Source organism: Rivularia sp. PCC 7116, assembly GCF_000316665.1.
Lineage (GTDB): Bacteria > Cyanobacteriota > Cyanobacteriia > Cyanobacteriales > Nostocaceae > Rivularia.
On the sequence record NC_019678.1, the window covers coordinates 7,269,406 to 7,288,254 of the forward strand.

13 protein-coding genes are annotated in these 18,849 nt (G+C 36.6%); all 13 read left to right on the forward strand.

The genetic code is table 11. The features are described 5' to 3' along the window. The first annotated feature begins 653 nt into the window (after positions 1-653). A complete protein-coding gene (locus RIV7116_RS27915; protein ID WP_015121684.1) occupies positions 654-1,520 on the forward strand; it encodes a M48 family metalloprotease in 867 nt (288 codons plus the stop codon). Between the two features lie 187 nt (positions 1,521-1,707). Next, positions 1,708-2,106 carry a hypothetical protein gene (locus tag RIV7116_RS27920; RefSeq protein ID WP_015121685.1) on the forward strand — a complete coding sequence of 133 codons (399 nt, stop codon included), beginning with the start codon at positions 1,708-1,710 and terminating at the stop codon, positions 2,104-2,106. 235 nt (positions 2,107-2,341) lie between these two features. Then, a complete protein-coding gene (gene aspS, locus RIV7116_RS27925) occupies positions 2,342-4,129 on the forward strand; it encodes an aspartate--tRNA ligase (protein WP_015121686.1) in 1,788 nt (595 codons plus the stop codon). Positions 4,130-6,609: 2,480 nt separating this feature from the next. Next, positions 6,610-7,062 (forward strand): hypothetical protein, encoded by a 453-nt coding sequence (locus RIV7116_RS27935; protein WP_015121688.1) that lies wholly within the window; start codon positions 6,610-6,612, stop codon positions 7,060-7,062. A 192-nt stretch (positions 7,063-7,254) separates the two neighbouring features. Continuing rightward, entirely contained in the window at positions 7,255-8,766 is a 1,512-nt protein-coding gene (locus tag RIV7116_RS27940; RefSeq protein WP_015121689.1) for a hypothetical protein, read from the forward strand. A 12-nt stretch (positions 8,767-8,778) separates the two neighbouring features. Further along, positions 8,779-10,044 carry an O-antigen ligase gene (locus tag RIV7116_RS27945; protein WP_015121690.1) on the forward strand — a complete coding sequence of 422 codons (1,266 nt, stop codon included), beginning with the start codon at positions 8,779-8,781 and terminating at the stop codon, positions 10,042-10,044. Positions 10,045-10,398: 354 nt separating this feature from the next. Further along, entirely contained in the window at positions 10,399-11,697 is a 1,299-nt protein-coding gene (locus RIV7116_RS27950; protein ID WP_015121691.1) for a lipopolysaccharide biosynthesis protein, read from the forward strand. Between the two features lie 53 nt (positions 11,698-11,750). Beyond that, the gene (locus tag RIV7116_RS27955; RefSeq protein WP_015121692.1) at positions 11,751-12,692 is read left to right on the forward strand and encodes a glycosyltransferase family 2 protein; all 942 of its coding nucleotides are present in this window, start codon (positions 11,751-11,753) and stop codon (positions 12,690-12,692) included. 103 nt (positions 12,693-12,795) lie between these two features. Continuing rightward, the gene (locus RIV7116_RS27960) at positions 12,796-13,794 is read left to right on the forward strand and encodes a beta-1,6-N-acetylglucosaminyltransferase (protein WP_015121693.1); all 999 of its coding nucleotides are present in this window, start codon (positions 12,796-12,798) and stop codon (positions 13,792-13,794) included. A 220-nt stretch (positions 13,795-14,014) separates the two neighbouring features. Then, a complete protein-coding gene (locus RIV7116_RS27965; RefSeq protein WP_015121694.1) occupies positions 14,015-14,989 on the forward strand; it encodes a glycosyltransferase in 975 nt (324 codons plus the stop codon). A gap of 159 nt (positions 14,990-15,148) precedes the next feature. Continuing rightward, positions 15,149-16,198 (forward strand): glycosyltransferase family 2 protein, encoded by a 1,050-nt coding sequence (locus RIV7116_RS27970; RefSeq protein ID WP_232435729.1) that lies wholly within the window; start codon positions 15,149-15,151, stop codon positions 16,196-16,198. A gap of 109 nt (positions 16,199-16,307) precedes the next feature. After that, a complete protein-coding gene (locus tag RIV7116_RS27975) occupies positions 16,308-16,640 on the forward strand; it encodes an STAS domain-containing protein (protein WP_015121696.1) in 333 nt (110 codons plus the stop codon). 16 nt (positions 16,641-16,656) lie between these two features. Further along, on the forward strand, positions 16,657-18,831 hold the full coding sequence (locus RIV7116_RS27980) for a hypothetical protein (protein ID WP_157229341.1): 2,175 nt from the start codon (positions 16,657-16,659) through the stop codon (positions 18,829-18,831). Positions 18,832-18,849: the final 18 nt, after the last annotated feature.

The following is an 18,849-nucleotide window of genomic DNA, read 5'->3' on the forward strand; positions in this document are numbered from 1 at the left end:
ATCAGTTTGTTTTGGACTTGCTGAAAAACTGTATGTATTTAAAAATATATTCACCTTTTCTATTTTGATAGCCAATAGTTACTGCAAGCAATAACCCGCTTAACGCCAGTGAAGCTATCTTCAACCTGCTTCTTAGCATGGTTAATCGAGTAAATTATGCTGTATCTATGTCAAATTAGCCAATAATTTTTATAAAGTGCAACCATACGGTTACTAGATGAATATTTTTTATGTTTATAATGTTTATTCTAGCAATTTAATTGTCTAAAAATATTTAAAGATACGTAATTTTATTAGTAGGCTTCACTATCAAATTATATTTTTGTATTTTCCAAAATCTGAATTCACTAAAATCCGATAAAAGTTTTCTAAATTTTCCCGAGAAGTAATTACAGATAATACTATAGATAGATGCTAAAAGCTATTATTAATGGTAAGAAATAAAGATTCTATAATCTAAACTTTCAATTCATCAAGATTATTTAAATTCACTCAGATTCGATTGGGGTATTAGTAGGTAAAACCGTACTGGAGTATTAGCGTTTTCTACACAAAAATCATAGTCCCGGTAGATACAATCAATATATAGCTTAAGTAATGCTGTTAATAGTTCACAAATGCAATTAGGATGCAGCATACTTTAGGAGAAAAATATGAACAATCAGTTAAAAACAGCTGCTTTGCTAGCTGCCTTGAGCGCTCTTTTAATAGCTATTAGTTATTGGGTGATTGGCGGTAGCGCAGGTTTAATAATAGGTGTCGGCATTGCAGCAGCTACCAATCTTATATCTTGGTATCAATCGGATAAAATCGCTTTAGCGGCTTATCAAGCGCAGCCAGTTTCGCCGAGTGATGCACCAGGGCTTTATCGCATGGTAGAAAAACTATCAGCGAAGGCAAATATCCCTACACCAAGACTGTATATAGTTCCTGGCTCTAATGCCAATGCTTTCGCAACTGGGAGAGATCCCGAAAATGCAGCCGTAGCGGTCACTGAAGGAATTTTAAACATCCTCCCAGAGGAAGAACTTGAAGCAGTAATCGCTCATGAATTGACTCATATAATCAATCGCGATACTTTAACTCAAGCTGTTAGTGCCACCGTGGCAGGTGCAATTTCCTTCTTGGCACAAATGGTAAGTTACAGTTTATGGTTTGGTGGCAATTCGCGAGATGGTAACAGGAATGCAAATCCTTTGGGAATGTTACTAACAGTTACTCTGGCTCCTTTAGCAGCAAGCGTGATTCAGTTAGCAATTTCCCGCACCCGAGAATTTTCTGCCGATGCTGGTGCTGCGAAACTAACTGGCAATCCCCGCGCTTTAGCTCAAGCCTTGCAAAGGTTAGATGTCACAGCCAGACAAATGCCCATGCAAGCAAATCCGGCTTTTGAGCCTTTGTTAATTATCAATCCCTTGAGCGGTAAATTTCTAGGTAATTTATTTAGAACTCATCCCAGCACTGAAGATAGAATTGAAGCCTTGTTAAAGATAGAACAACAGTTGCTGACATCAGTTTAAATGCGGAAAATGGAGAAGGAACGAGAATAGTTAGTCACAGGCTTAAATATGATGAATTGCGAACCAATAAATTGTCATTTAGTTGTAATTCATGTATCCTGAGCCATTGGAAACCGTTCTCATTTCAATCTTCACCTCTGGAAATTCATAATTAATAATTCATTAATCCTTAACCATATCTAGAATCATGACAGATAAAAACGTACAACCCGAAGTAACAGTAGAAATTAGTCCTCAAACCAGCGAAATGGTGGAAAGCCAAATGCCTGGTGAAACTAAAGAAGTTAAAGACGAAACCGCAGCTTTGATTGAAGCTATCAAAAGACGCGCTCAAGTCGAAGCACAGTCTGCCGGTACCCTTACCCGCGAAACCTACTTAAATGCAGTCCGTCAAGCGCGAGAAACAATCGAACAAAATCAGCTAATCGAACGCGCTCGGATTGAAAATGCTTTCGAGATGGTGCAAAATGAAGCAACAAAAAACTTTGAATCGATTGTTACAGAAGTTCAAGAACTAGGTGATAGATTGCAAGCCGCAGCACAAGCAGCTTGGGATGTACTAACAGCACCTCGTCCTAAACCTTAGTATTACAATAAACTGATTCTTTTCAGACGTTGCATTCTTTGCAGCGTCTTTATTATTTTAGGATAACGACAGCAGGGGAATGCAAGGAGATAAGTAAAGAAAAATTGCCCAATGCCCAATTACCAATTATCAATGCCTAATACCCAATACCCAATAACTAGCCGCTAACTCATATAATATTAAAGTTTTCAAAAAAATTTGAAAATCCCTGCTCGAATACTAAGAAGTAATACTTATGCGAACTTACTATTGCGGCGAAATCCGTTCGTCTAATATCGGAGAAACTGTCACATTATATGGATGGGTAGATCGTCGCCGCGATCACGGGGGTGTGATATTTTTAGACTTACGCGATCGCACTGGCATTGTACAAATCGTTAGCGATCCACAACGGACTCCAGATTCTTACGAGCAAGCAAATGCCCTACGTAATGAATATGTTGTCAAAGTTACTGGTAGAGTATCGCAACGTCCGGATGACTCCCTTAATCCCCGGCTACCTACTGGGGAAGTTGAAATTTACATCGATAATATTGAACTTTTGAATGCGGTGCGATCGCAATTACCCTTCCAAGTTTCAACTGCCGATACAGAACCAGTGCGGGAAGATTTACGGTTAAAATATCGGTATTTAGATTTGCGTCGGGAACGCATGGCGCGTAATCTACATTTACGCCATCAAGTTGTTAAAGCTATCCGCCGCTACCTTGAAGATCGAGAAAACTTTATCGAAATTGAAACTCCTATACTGACTCGTTCAACTCCTGAAGGAGCGAGGGATTTTCTTTTACCAAGTCGCGTAAATGCTGGTAATTGGTTCGCCTTGCCTCAGTCGCCGCAACTATTTAAACAAATTCTCATGGTATCGGGCACGGATCGATATTACCAAATTGCCCGTTGTTTCCGCGATGAAGATTTGCGTGCTGACAGACAACCAGAATTTACTCAATTGGATATGGAAATGAGTTTCATGTCCGTTGAGGAGATTATTGCGCTTAATGAAAAGTTGGTTTGTCATATCTTCAAAACTGTTAAAAACATTGATTTACCATCGCCTTTCCCGCGTCTTACCTATAACGACGCAATGGAACGATATGGCAGCGATAAACCAGATACACGCTACGACTTAGAATTAGTTAATGTCTCCGATTTACTCCAAGACTGCGGTTTTAAAGTATTTCGCGATGCTGTCGCCAAAGGTGGTATTATCAAGATTCTTCCCATACCGGGTGGCGATGTCATTTCTAATGTTCGTATCAAGCCAGGTGGTGACATCTTTAAGGAAGCTAGCGAAGCAGGTGCCAAAGGTTTAGCTTATATCCGCGTCAAAGAAAACGGAGAAATTGATACTATAGGTGCAATCAAAGACAACCTGAGTGACGAACAAAAACAGGAAATTTTGCAGCGTACCGACGCGAAACCCGGACATTTATTGCTTTTTGCTGCTGCTGATTCCAATACAGTGAATAAAACTTTAGATAGACTGCGCCAATTTGTAGCTAAAGAATTCAAACTGATTGAACCAGATAAAATTAATTTACTTTGGATTACAGATTTCCCAATGTTTGAATGGAATGCAGATCAAAAACGTCTTGAAGCATTGCATCATCCATTCACCGCTCCCCATCCCGACGATTTAGAAGATTTAAAAACCGCGCGTGCCCAAGCTTACGACTTGGTATTTAACGGCTTTGAAATTGGCGGTGGCAGTTTGCGAATTTATCAGCGAGAAGTTCAAGAACAAGTATTTGAAACAATCGGCTTATCACCCGATGAAGCATACAACAAGTTCGGCTTCCTGTTAGAAGCTTTTGAATATGGTACTCCTCCCCACGGTGGCATCGCCTACGGTTTGGATAGATTAGTTATGCTATTAGCAGGGGAAGAATCGATTCGAGATGTAATTGCTTTTCCTAAAACTCAACAAGCAAGTTGCTTGCTAACAGACGCACCTTCTAGTGTAGATGCTATTCAACTAAAAGAATTGCATGTTGCTTCAACCTACAAGCCTAAATCAAAATAATGCTCGATAATTGTGAATTTTATAGTCTTTTATTATATTGACTTTAAAATTTATTTGCGAGGATTAATCCTCTCTTGGGGGAACTACAACCCCCTCTTTTCTTATTAGTCTTTTAACTATAGCTAGCAGATGCAAGCCGGGAACGATATTAAACAGCTATATTGCCAATTACCAAGCAGTACAAATAATTTCGCTTCAGATGCAGTAATTATGAATGTAAGACCTCTAACAATAGCTTGATATTTGCTTTAGGTTTAGCTGTTACATCTGCCTATTGATAAGATTACCTATAATATAGTATCTAGTTAATAATTTCTGTATCCCAAATATCAAATTTTAAAATTATCATTGTTATTTAGATTTTGAATAAGAAACTCTTTTGTTTTGGAGATTATCATCCGTAACATAAAATTTATTTTCATAAACTATGCTTGCAGCTTATCAAGACTATATATGATGCTCGAAAACTTGTTTACTTGAAACTAAATTCCCTTAATTATAAGGTAATATAAATCAGAAAAGTAGGATAAATAACCACGAAATTCAGATATCAATAGGAAAACACCCAATACTTAGTTTCACAACCTGACTATTATTACTTCGTGCCTATATAAAACCGTCAGTAGTTTTATTGTATATTTTTCTTCATTCTATTGCTGATTCAAAAATCAACACTAAATAAATCTATTTGAAATAAAATATCAAGATACTGTATAATTACTGATAAGGATATAAATAGTTTTCTCAATATTACGAACAACATGCATTGCGGTCTTCTTCAAGGCTTAGTTTTATGTTGGGAAAAGTATCTGTAAAGCTAATATCAAGATATTATAAAGATAATGTCAAGATATTGTGAAGTATGAAGCTAAGGTATTGTTAGCAGTAGCAAGCATTGTTAGCATTTCAAAATGTTAAAAAAAATACAAAGGAGATTATACGTTTTTATCGCTATTAACGTCCTGGATTGCTGCTTTTAATCTTCTGTTAACTTATGACAGGAAAGGTTAGTTTTTGTTTCCGTTAAATCCTTGAAAGTTTTGTAGCGTCAATATCTATAGAGAATTTCTGGTTTGAGTAGAGATGATGCATTTAAGATGGCTGTGTCATTTATGCGATCGCAGTAATTACGCATTGACTACTTGTCTACGTGATTATTCGCCGTGGGGAGTATATACCCTATCTCCTTCGGAAACGCTTTGCTAAAAGCTTGAAATTTTCAATATTTGCTTGCTAATCGGAAAAATTGATAGCTAAGGTATAAAGCTTGCATATTTTTGACATCGTTAATTATATTTCGTCACAATTCATGTAAGTATCCATTACTGAGTTGGGCTTCGATGGTCTATTCGATCTCAGTCCCTCTGAAACTGCCTTGTATTGTTGCTGTAGGTAAACTATTTACAGTAGTAGGGAAGGTATATTATTTCATGGATAATATGGACTTGAGCTTAAATATCGTTGAGTCTAAGCAGGAGAAAGTAAAAGGAATCGCTATTTTAACCTTATCTTTGTGGGATGCTAACATCTTGCATAATTCTCAATAAGTCCGAAGCAACCCGGTTCTTAATTATAAAAGCATAATTATCTTATTGTGAAATTAGACAGAAACCGAGTTCGCGGAAACTGGTGCAAAATTTAAGTATATATAAAATTGAAACGCAACCCCTGTTAAGGGTTTGAATCAAACGATTGGGATGAATGCAAAATATGTTTCATGTTGGGATTATTTATTTAATAAATAGTCTTTTTTTTGAAAAAAAAGTCATCTCAATAGTGGTTCTAATATAGCTATCTCTAATTATTTCCTTGCAAATAAATATAGGATTACTGTATGATTACGTTCATGAGTTTAGTATAGATTGAGACTGGTAGATATAAGAATTAGGAAGTGAAAGTCATGCCAGAATAGCTATTTAGGGAACCAAGATATTTTGGATATAACATGAATTGCATCTATCTGTAGGTAAGTAGATGCATGATGCTCGATCGAGTTTGTATGCGAACACAATAAGTATTTGACTTTAATAAGTGTATGAACAGCAGGTAGTATCAAGAAATCTGTTACCGCTGCGTTTGGGATAGCCAAATGTATAAATTGCAATAGTTGCGTTGATTTTGAGCGACAGCAAGGCTTCGATAGTCTAGCTGATCTTAATCATTCGGATTGGCTTAGCTGTGTTTTTTCTGACATAAAAGGTTGAATAATATCCTCTATGTAGAGTATAAATTATAAAATTGCGTGCATCTAATTTCCATCTTAGTCAGAACTTACGCAACTGCAACGAGACAATTTAAGTATCCTAAACCTTAAGATGCCTTCCCCAATGTCTTTTGAGATTGGGCTTTGCGTAAGTCCTGTAAATGAAAAGTCCAGTTTGATAAATTCTTAACCCAAGTACCATCGGTACTAATTGTTAAAGGTTCTTCAGACAGTGGTTTTATTTCTAAGGCTCTATAGTTATCGGAAGTGTACGTATATGAAAAATTTGAAATTACTCAAAAGATGCGATCGCAATCGCAAACGTTCCAAGAGAAGGGCTATTTACTGTCCGATACATGGATGTTATTTACATAGCGTCAGCCAAAAATACAAACTATTTGCTTCCCATCCGGGACAACTTCAACAAAAAGGAATCGGACGACAGAATGCCAAAATACTGATAGCAAGCCAAACAGCAGTGCTTTTAGAGAATGAATGGTTAGAAGCATTTTGGTGTGACGAATGCCAGCAAACCAAATGGTACCATGTCGAACAACTTGGTAAAAGTACCGACCAAAATATCGGACGTGTTTCATATTCGATATCTTTAGCACCTAGTCATTTATGGGAACAAGCTGTGGGAGTAGATGAAGCTAGAGGCAATCCGAGTGTCAGCGAATTTACTCGCAGACATGCACGAATGGCTAAATATAAAAACTTTTCGATCTGAGGGGATTGCAGCAGCACCCTTAGAAGTTAAAAACGTCAATTAAGCCAAAGTAAACAAATACGATCGTCAGGGTTTAACTCAGTAGCTAAATTGATATATGCTAGCTTCATTAAACTTCTCAAGTTTTAGAATATTCAGATTGTTTTCATTTGAATTTAGATAAATAGGGTATAAAGCATAAGAGGTGTTACTTTGAACAGGAATCCGTTTGTAAAGCTAAAAAACGGCAAAATAGTAAGCGTTGAACATTCAGCAAAAGCTTATGCAGATGAAACCCCAGTAAATACCACCAAAACAACAGTAGCGCCCAAAGCAATCGGTGTATTTTATATATTGCTTCTGTTATTGGTAAATGCCGGTATTTGGAGTGGAGCTTTTATGTATTTAGCTACAGCCAAATCCAGATATGTTAGCGAATGGGCAATAAATATTCCTGGTAGCGGTTCAACTTCTAACATTAATCTTCCCGATATCGGGCAAGCCACCTCTCAAAACTATTCAGCTTATGCCGGAGCTAATTTCGATCCCAGAGAAAACTACAAGGCGATCGCTGCTAGCGAACAAGTATTAAATACAGCTGCCAGAATCGTCAACATGGCACCTAAAAAATTTGGCAAGCCCCGAATTCGGATAGTTGACAATACATCTTTGATGAAATTTGAGTTCAAAGGCTCTACTCCCCAACAAGCTCGAAGAAAATCTATAGCTTTACAGAGTGCATTTGAAGCAAAATTAGACCAGTTAAGAAATGCAGAAATCGCGCAGCAAAAAGCACGTTTAGAGAATGGTATGGAAGCCTCGCGTCGTAAGTTGAAGGGGACTCAAAAACGGCTTAGTAGATTTAAAGCTAATTCTGGCTTGAACTCTGAAGAACAACTGAAAAATTTGGCCGTAAATATAGAGGAGCTGCGGCGACAGCGTAGCGAACTAACAGCCCAGCAAGAACAGTCCCAAGCTCGACTTTCAGAATTAGCAGGCAACCTCAACTTGTCTTCCAATCAAGCTTCCGATGCTTTTGTTTTACAAGCAGATACGCTTTTTCAGAATTATTTAAATACCTATAGCGAAGCCAACAGCGAACTACTTAAAGCTAGTGCAAAATTAACCAAGGCTCATCCCACAGTTATCAATCTTAGAACAGAACAACAGGCAGCCCGAAATGCTCTTTTAAATAGAGCCAAAGCTCTGTTGAATCGTCCTGTCAGTATGCCTTTAATCAATCGACTCAACTTTAGTAATAAAGAATCATCTGGTTCCAAACGCGCCATATTATCAGAACAATTGGTAACAACCAGCGTTGAAAAGCAAGGAATAAAAGCCCAAGTAAATGCTTTAAACTCAGAGATTCCGAAATTAGAAGAAAGGTTGAAAAAATTATCCCAACAGCAGTCGGTAATGGAAGACTTGAAACGAGACGTGCAGGTTGCCGAAGCCGTATTTTCATCTACCATTGCCAAGTTGGATTTAGCCAAAAGTAGCGTATCTTCCTCTTATCCACAAATTCAGCCCCTAGCGACACCGAGTCTACCAACAGAGGAAGCTGGGGTTCAAAAACCTTTGGTGTTGCTGGGTGCAGCATTAGGTTCTTTGCTATTTAGTAGTGGAATTATTGGATTATGGAAAGCTAAGTTGCAGCAGCAAAAACAACAACGACATCTTCAAGAATATATAGAATATCCAGAATTTGTAGAAGACTACTACTAAAGTATCTAAACTATGAAACCCCAAAACTTTGAAGAAAGTTTAATTTGGTACGTAATTATCGGCACCTATGTTATTTACGCATTGGGGCTGGTGTTTCCCGTTTATTCTTCATTAGCTTGGATATTAAGCGGATATTTAGTTTTTAAGCTTTTGCTGCAAACCAAGACAACTCCAGTAGAAGAAAAAATTACTGTTCCCTGGCTAACTTGGCTCTGGGGAATTTGCTCGTTAATTACCTTAGTTGCCACCTACGTAGGTATCACAGATTTTAACTTAGGAACAAACGCTCTTTTGAGGTCTATCTTAGGTTGGTTGACGAGTACGGCAATCATCCCATTATTTTTATTAAGTGGATGTTTAAATATTAGACCGCAATTGATTTATCGAGCCGTATGTATACTGTGTTTGCAAAGTTTAGTCGCAATTCCTATTGCCTATGCAGCTTATGCAGCCAACTTACCGGATATTCTTTATACCTCCCCTATTGAAAGATTGATTCAAAATGGTCCTATTTTTCACAACGTAGGCTTTTACACTTCCGATTATGGAGCCGATAACGTTCGCTTATTTCTATTTACTCCCTGGTGTCCGGCTTTAGGTCTTGTTAGCAACGTATACTTTTTTATGGCGCTTCAAGAGTCGAATAAAAAGTGGAAATACATTGGCATAATTGGAGCGATCGCGATGAATATTGTCTCACTTTCCCGAGCGGCTTTGATTTCTTTACCGTTAGTGTTAATAGTTCTTTGGGGCTTAAGAAACTTTACTCGTCCTCTGGTGCAAATTGCAGCCGGACTAATTTGTTTTACTGCTGGAATTTTTAGTAGCCCTTTAAGCAATGCTGCTACAGAATTTATCGATTCATTTCACAAGTCTAGAGCCGATTCTTCAAGAGTTCGTGCTGCTTTACAAAGGGTAGGAATCGAGGCTTGGAAAGAAGCTCCGATTTGGGGGCACGGAGTTCAAAAACCAGGACCACCAGTTTTAGCAAATTTACCCATCGGCTCTCATCATACCTGGATCGGGCTGTTATATACAAAAGGATTAGTTGGTTTTATGGCTTTATTTGTCCCCGTACTGCTTAGTTTATTAGACTTATTTATTAAGGCAGAACATAGTAAAATTGCCGAAACATCTTTTAGCATTTTACTGATATTGATTTTGTTTTCATTTGGAGAGCAAATAGATATTTTGGGCTATATTATTTGGCCGGGTTTGATAATTATGGGGATTGCTTTTAAACAAAAAATTAGAAAGCCAGTTTTTGTATTCTCTTGAAATATTATTGTACGTAAAGTTCAAGTAATTCAAATCTAATTTTAATATCTATTTCAGTAGTGGTTAATCAATTATCTAGGAATTATATTGAAATATTAAAACCATTTAAGTAGTTTCTGATTGTTTGCAACCGCAGTTGCGTAGGCATGTGAAAGCAATTAACGATTTCTTCCCTGAAGATATGCTTTTCCTAAAATAATTAACCTTACTTTCAATCGTTATAAATATACAAGTATATTATTTTAAAAAACTATCCACTCAAATCTCAGATATTTCTCATTAAAAGAATAAATTATAGTGTTATTATTTTTTTCTAATCAATTAAATAAAGATATAGGAAGTATCTACAGATAAATGATAATTGAAAAGATTAAACAACAGTTATCAAACCAGTTCATTCGTAATATAGGGTGGCTTGGAGGTGCAGAACTAGTAAATCGTGTATTTCGTTTAGGCGCAACAGTAATATTAGCTCGTGCCTTAACTCCCCAAGATTATGGACTAGCAGCAATTGTTTTAACCATCAATGAATTTACAACGGTTTTTACCCTCAGAGCCGGGATTGGAGGTAAAATTGTCCAAGCTGATGAAGAAGACGTAGAAGTATTTTGCAATACAGCCTACTGGCTAAACTGGATACTATGCATTTCCCTATTTGTAATTCAATGTATTGCTGCTTTTCCTATAGCTTGGTGGTATAACGAAGAGAAGCTAATATTACCACTGTGCGTGTATAGTTTAGTCTATTTAATGCTACCATTTTTTGCCGTTCATAATGCATTAATTGATAGAGCCAATAGACTCAAAATAACGGCAATCAGCACGGCAATTCAATCAATGCTGAATAACATTCTGATTCCAGTATTTGCGCTTTCTGGTATGGGAATGTGGGCTTTAGTATTGCCGGGACTTTTTACTACTCCAGTGTGGATTGTAGTCACTCATCTTAACGAGCCTTGGCGACCAAAAATGCATTTAACTTTCAAAAAGTGGAAAGAAATTGTAAATTTTGGTAAAGATGTACTCGGCTACGAACTGTTAGAAAAGCTGCGAGCAAATATAGATTATTTAATAGTAGGGAGATTATTAGGAGTAGAGGCGTTAGGAATTTACTTTTTTGCTTTCAATGCAGGCTTGGGCATCAGTTTAAATGTAATCAATATAATGGTATGGCCTCTTTATCCTCATTTATGTGCTGCCAGACAAAATTTTGCTGAATTCAAGCAAAAATATTTTCACAGCTTGAAAACTATTAGCTTGGTTATAGTGCCTTTAGTTCTTCTGCAATCAAGTTTAGCTCCATTTTACGTACCGATTGTGTTTGGTGAGAAGTGGAAAATGGCAGTACCTATATTAGTACTAATTTGCCTTTCCGCTATACCCCGCCCCTTCGGTACCGCAGCAGCTTTACTATTACAGTCTTTAGACAAGGCTTGGATAAATTTACGCTGGAGTGTAATTTTTACTGGGATATTTATCGCTTCAATATTTATTGGTATGCAGTGGGGAATTCTTGGGGTAGCAGTATCTGTATTAATTTCTCATACCTTAGCAATGCCAATATTTACAGTATGGGCAACAAAATTAGTTTTTGCAAAAAACTCAACAGAATTTACAGAAATAAAACCAAAAATAAAGTCTTCTAAACATTAGAATCTGGCAAATCTTAAAGTCTCGTTCAAATTTATTAAATTTATCAAATTATCATGAGTGCTGCATTTACAGTTGTTATGCCAGCTTATAACGCTGCTGCATACCTACCACAAACAATTGAATCGGTTCTAAATCAAAGTTTTACTGACTTTGAATTAATCATTATCGATGATGGCTCTACCGACAATACCCCAGTAATCGCCTATCACTACAAGAGAAAAGATCCAAGAATTAAACTTTTATTTCAAGCCAATCAAGGAGTCTCTGCAACTCGTAATCAAGGCATAAATCACTCCAATTCCAAGTACATTGCTTTTATAGACGCTGACGATAGATGGTTACCCAATCATCTGAAGCTACATTTTGAGCATTTGGAACAAAATGACAGTTTAGGAGTTAGCTATGCAAAAGTAGAGTTCTTACATCCTGATGGTAAGCATACCGGAAAAATTGCTAGAGGACGTTTAACTAAGCTACAGCCCCAACATTTTTTATATGAAAACCCGACGATGACTGTATCAAATGTTGTGGTACGCAACCAAGTATTTGAAGATGTTGGCTGCTTCGACTGTGACATGAACTACTCAGAAGATATGGATTTACTGTTTCGAGTAGCCTGTAGCCAATGGCAAATTGAAGGTATCGACCGTGTCTTAATAGAGTATAGAACGACACAGGGAGGACTGTCTTCACAGCTTTACAAAATGGAAGAGGGTTGGGAAACTTTAATGGCTAAAGCTAAATTAAGGGCACCCAAACTAATCGAGCAACATTATTCCAAAGCCAGAAGCAACCATTTACGCTATCTCGCTCGTAGAGCTTTTCGCTTAAACCTCTCCCCTCAGGTTGCAGTCGATTTTTTAAATCGAGCATTGAACTCAGATTGGCAATTAGTAATGAGGGAACCAGGTACAACTTTAGTTACAATCCTCGCAGTCTACGGCTCTTTAGCCCTAAAGTATGTAAACTTACGTAAATTTGCTCAATCTTCATGAAAATTAGATTAAAACTTTACCTTTTTTACATATGTTCGCTGCAATACATCTTTTTTTCTTGTATTATTTGTAACAGTATGATTTATAAATAAAACTAACTGATATGAAAGTATGCTATTTAATTCAAACTTATAAAAATCCGGAACAGATTTATAGACTTGTTAAATTGATTAAAAGCACTACCTCAAATTCATTTGTAATCATTAGCCATAATTTCAAAAGTTGTAGTTTAAACACTAGCTTATTTAAGAGGCTAAAGAATGTAGAGGTTATTCCCAATAATGGGGTCATGATGGGAAGTTTTGCTATTATTCAAGGTTTTTTTGATGCAATTAGTTGGCTATTAAATCATCAAATCAAATTTGACTGGTTGATTAATTTAACAGGTCAAGATTATCCAACACAGCCTCTTTCTAAAATTGAAAATTTTTTATCAAAGACTAATTACGATGGTTTTGTAGAATATTTTGATGTTTATTCCAAGCAAAGTCCTTGGAGTAAAAAAGTTGTGAATACCAGATACTTATATAGTTATAAGCATTTCCAGGACTACTTATCTTATCGGCAGAAGTATGTATTAAAACCAATTAAGTACATAGTTAATAGTTGTCAGCCATTTGTGAGATTAGATTATTCCTATGGATTAATCATTGGAGTGAAAAACTTTTATAATTTATTTGATAAAAATTTCACTTGTTATGGAGGTTCTTTTTTTGTCACAATTTCTGACAAGTGTGCTATATATTTGAATAATTTTATTCGCGAACAACCTCAAATTTTAAGCTATTACAAAAAGACTTTTATTCCAGAAGAGTCTCTAATACAAACTATTTTAGTAAATAGTAGAAAATTCAATTTATGCAATAGAAACTATCGTTATGCAGATTTTTCAGGTAGTCGTCACGGACACCCGCGTATACTAACCAGTAAAGATTTTCACGCTTTAAGCAATGATAATATTCATTTTGCTCGTAAATTTGACCCCAAAATTGATAGCGAAATTCTCAATAAACTAGACCGTAGAATACTCACCAACAAAGACATCCATGTAAATATAAAATTCAATGAAATTATGCCTGCTACTAAATACATAAAAGTGTAAAATTATTATGTGCAGTATATTAAAATATCAGATTATCGCGAATAAGCCACCGTAGATTTTAACTTTCTATTAAACCATTTTTAATCAAGCAATGGCAGTTGCGAGTGGAGCGTTTAGGAAAGAAAACGATTCGCTCGCAATTAACTTTTTATGGCTAACGCATTGTATAATCATTAATGAAAAAAAATTCCATACAAGTATTTTATACCGGTAAATTATAATGCCTATAATTTCAGTTGTTGTACCGGCTTATAATTCTCAAAGTACAATTCTAGAAACAATTGATTCAGTTTTAGGGCAAACTTTTTCTGATTTTGAGCTCATAGTTATTAATGATGGTTCGACTGATAATACCCTAGAGATTTTGACATCTGTAAAAGATACAAGATTAAAGGTTTATTCCTATCCAAATGGAGGTTTACCAGCAGCTAGAAATCGAGGTATTGCTAGAGCCTCAGGAGAATTTATATCTTTTATCGATGCAGATGATTTGTGGACTCCCGATAAATTAGAACTGCAAATTCAAGCTTTACAAAAAAATCCCTCGGCGGGAGTAGCTTATAGTTGGACAATTTGTATGGGTAATAATGGCGAGTCATTCCACCCTGGCGTATCTGAAAGTTATCAAGGTAATGTTTATGCAAATTTATTAGTAGGCAACTTCATTGCCAGCGGTTCAAACGTACTTCTTCGTAAAGAAACCATTGAATCCGCAGGCTATTTTGACGAAAGCCTGAAATCATCAGAAGACTGGGATTATTGGTTGCGATTAGCGCCAAAGTGGGATTTCGTAGTTGTCCCCAAACCGCAAATTATTTACCGACTATCTTCTGGGGCTATGTCTAGCAATCTTGATGTGATGGAAAAATATCAAACTCTGGTGTTAAAAAGAGCTTTTGAATTGGCACCTGCACAGCTACATCATTTAAAGAATCGGGGTTTTGCTTACATCTATTTATTTATGACACGACTTTATTTGAGTCGAGCTAATAATGCCAAAGTTCTAAAACAAGCTACTCAAAAATTATGGAAGGCAATTCGTTTATCTCCAAACATATTAATGAGTAAAGAAGCTTTGTTGTTGATAATCAAGGTGACTCTATTGCGAATTATATCTCCAAAAATTGCTGCTAATATTTTAAGCAAAACTATTAGAGTTCGTAAAGCTGCCGACCCCAGATTGCAGGCTAATTAAACCAGGAGCTATTAATTGCGAGTTTGAAGTCAATTCCTTGAATTAAATATATTATCCGATTGGGTAATTAGCTAGCTATATATAAGTGAAAATCAAAAATAATTAGAACCGATATTGTTAGCTTCTGCTAGTATTTGCCGTTACATCTACCAATTAGTTATGAATCAGGAAACCATGAGTAAAAAAGCATCTGTCATTATTCCGCTATACAATGCAGAAAAGTATATTAAAACAACTTTACAGTCTATTTTAGACCAAACATACAAAAATCTAGAAGTAATCATTGTTGATGATGAATCTCCCGATAATAGCGTTGCAGTTTGTCAGCAATTTACTGATTCTAGAGTCAAAATTGTTCATCAAAAGAATCGAGGTTTAGCTGGTTCTAGAAATACAGGCATCCGTCATGTTGAAGGAGAATATATCGCTTTTATGGATGCCGATGATATTTGGCTACCAGAAAAGCTAGAAAAGCATATAAATCATTTAGAAAGAAATCCGGAAATAGGAGTTAGCTTTAGTCGTTCTGCTTTTATAGATGAACAAGATAAACCTTTAGGTATATACCAAATCACCAAACTTCAAGATATAACTCCCCTAGATATTCTTTGTCGGAGTCCTATTGGTAATGGTTCGGCAGCTGTTTTCAAGAAAGCTGTTTTTGAAGATATTAAATTTCACGATAATCTTTATGGATATGTTGAAGATTATTATTTCGACGATACATTTGCACTTTCTGAAGATATAGAATGTTGGTTAAGAATAGCCCTTACCACTAACTGGAAATTTGCCGGTTTAGCTCAACCATTAACTCTTTATCGAGTCCATTCACAAGGATTATCAACCAATCTCAAAGTGATGCTAGATACTAGGGAAAAACTATTTGAAAAAACTAGCTCTTATGCCCCAGAAGGAATGGCAAGTTGGATCAAACCAGCTAGAGCTTATCATCAAAGATATGTAGCTAGAAGAGCAGTTACGATAAATAAAGGATTTTTAGCTTTAAAATTGATGTGTCGCTCTATTTGGAATTACTGGCGCATCATAATTGAAGATTTTCAGCGTACTTTTGAAACTATTGCTGCTGCAATTTTACTTTGTATCGTACCGCAGCCTTTGTACGATAAAGTCAAATCGGTAGCCTTGAAAATAGTTGGAAGCTTTCAACAGAAAAGTATAGATAAAGACAAGTTGAGAGAAGCATCGTAAAAAACTAACTAAAAGCTTAATTATCTTTCTTAGTGTAGATATACCAGGTTACTAAATATTGTTTACTAGTAATCATCTATTGCCAATCAATAATTACCACTAACCTAATATGCAAACTATACTTGAAAGTCAAAAGTTCACAATTGTAAAACTCCAAAATTCAATTACAGCAGCTAATGCTTACCAGATTGAAAGAAAAATCACTACTGTATTAAGAGAAAACTCGCATCTGAATATATTAGTTGATTTGCGCCAAGTCGAATTTATGGATAGTTCTGGATTGATGGCATTGATGTCAAGCTGCAAGTTAGCTCAAAGCTTACAAAAACGCTTTAGTCTTTGCTCGGTTTCCAATTCTTTGAAAATAATTATTGAACTAACTCAACTTGATAATGTGTTTGAAATATTTGAATCTGAAGCCAAATATAGAGAGACGCTGTAATCAAGAGATCTAATTTTTGATTAAAACAATGCGTTTCTGCAATTTATTTAATGCTCGTCAGGGTAAAATATTTGGCATAGCCTTTCTCGCTTTCCTAACTGCATTTTCCTTTCAATTTTTCTTTAATTCCGATCGAGTTGTTCGTAGCTTATCCCATCAAGCTACTATCGCTAAAAGTCTTTACCGGCATTACCCTTCTTTAGGTAATAGCAATGTTGCCATAGGTGGGGGAGGTTATGTCACCGGGATATATATTCATCCGAAACAGCGCAATTTGGTTTATATTAAAACCGATATTGGCGGCTTTTATCGCTGGAATGCTGTTAACTCAAGTTGGATACCGCTTAACGAACAACTGTCTTTGGCTAATAGCAATTATTACGGGGGCGAGGCTTTAGCACTTGACCCGAAAGACCCTAATATTATATACATTGCTGTAGGCAAATATACCGCCGATTGGTGGCAACATCAAGGAACAATTCTCAAATCTTTAGATAAGGGGAGAACTTGGATTAAGCTCAATATTGACCTAAAAATGGGCGGCAACGAATCGCAAAGATGGACGGGTGAAAGATTAGCGGTTAATCCTTTCAACTCCCAAAATCTGTTTTTTGGTTCGCGTCAAGATGGATTATGGAAATCTTATAATGCTGGCAAGACTTGGGTAAAAGTCAAGTCATTCCCTAATCTCAAAGATGATATCGGCATTAACGCCATTGCTTTCGATAAATACAACAAAGGCACTATTTATGCCCTTGCTCACAAACATGGAGTGTATAAATCTACAGATACGGGCAATAGCTGGGTAAAAATGGCTGATAGTCCCGCTCAAGTCAACCGTATTGCCATCGCTAGTAAGGGTTCTTTGTACCTAACTCATGCTGGTGGTGTAAGTAAGTTTGTCAAAGGAAACTGGCAAGATATTACGCCTCTTGGGAACCAAATAGCTTTCAATGCTGTTACCGTTAACCCCAATAATCAGAGTGATGTCATAGTCGCTACCTATACTGATGCCTATACAGAGATTTTCCGTTCTGTAAATGGTGGGAGTAAATGGACTCAAGTTAAACGTCAGGCGAACAATACGGTATCTTGGTGGTCTGACTATATGAACTCAAAACCTTCTATAGCAAGTATCGAATTTGACCCTTGGACTAAAAATAGAGTTTGGTTAACGGATTGGTATGGAATATGGCGAACAGATAATATCAATCGCAATCGGGTTGTATGGACAAATTATCAGAAAGGACATGAAGAAGTTGTCACCTTTACCTTGGTTTCAACACCTTCGGGAGCATTAATCAGCGGCTTGGCAGATGTTGAAGGGTTTTATCATGACAGGGGACTACTGAAATATCCTTCCAAAATGTTAAGCACTAAACCTCATGATTTTCAGGATACTTACAGCATTGCTTATAGCCAAAAAAATCCTTTGATAATGGTGCGTGTCGGGGGTAGCCGTCATAACAACACCTATAGCGGCGCGACTTCAAGCGATGGTGGAAAAACCTGGAAGAAATTTCCTAGCTTTCCGGCGAATCAAATGGCAACGCGAGTTGCGATGTCTGCAAGCAATCCAAATCTATTCGTTGTCACCCTTAGTGGCAATCAACCTCTGCGAACTGTAAACGCTGGTGTTTCTTGGCTTCCGGTTACTGGCTTACCGAATGGCTTCAAGGGTAATTGGAATTGGACGCAACCCTTAGTTGCAGACAAAGTTGATGGCAACTTATTCTACTACTACGCCAATGGCAAAGTTTATCGCAGCGACAACGGTGGTAAATCTTTTACGGCTGTTTCGACATCACTGCCTTCTTCTGATTGGCATTCTCTTAAAACAGGCTCCGGAGTCAAAGGGGAATTGTGGCTGAGCTTAGACAAACAAGGGCTTTACCATTCAATCGATGCAGGCGATCGCTTTACTCAAATTTCAGGAGTAAAGAGAGCATATTTGATTGCATTAGGCAAACCCAAAATCGGAAGTAAGGGTAACGCAATTTATTTATACGGAGAAATCATTGACAAAGGCAAAGGCATATTTCGCTCTTTAGATAATGGTAAAACTTGGCAAAGAATAGGCAATAAAAATAAACCTATCGGTAACGATCCAAATGTTATGGAAGCTAGCTCTACAGAGTTTGGTTTAGTTTTTATTGGTACTAACGGTAGAGGAATTTACTACGGTAAATAATTCAAATTTAATACAACA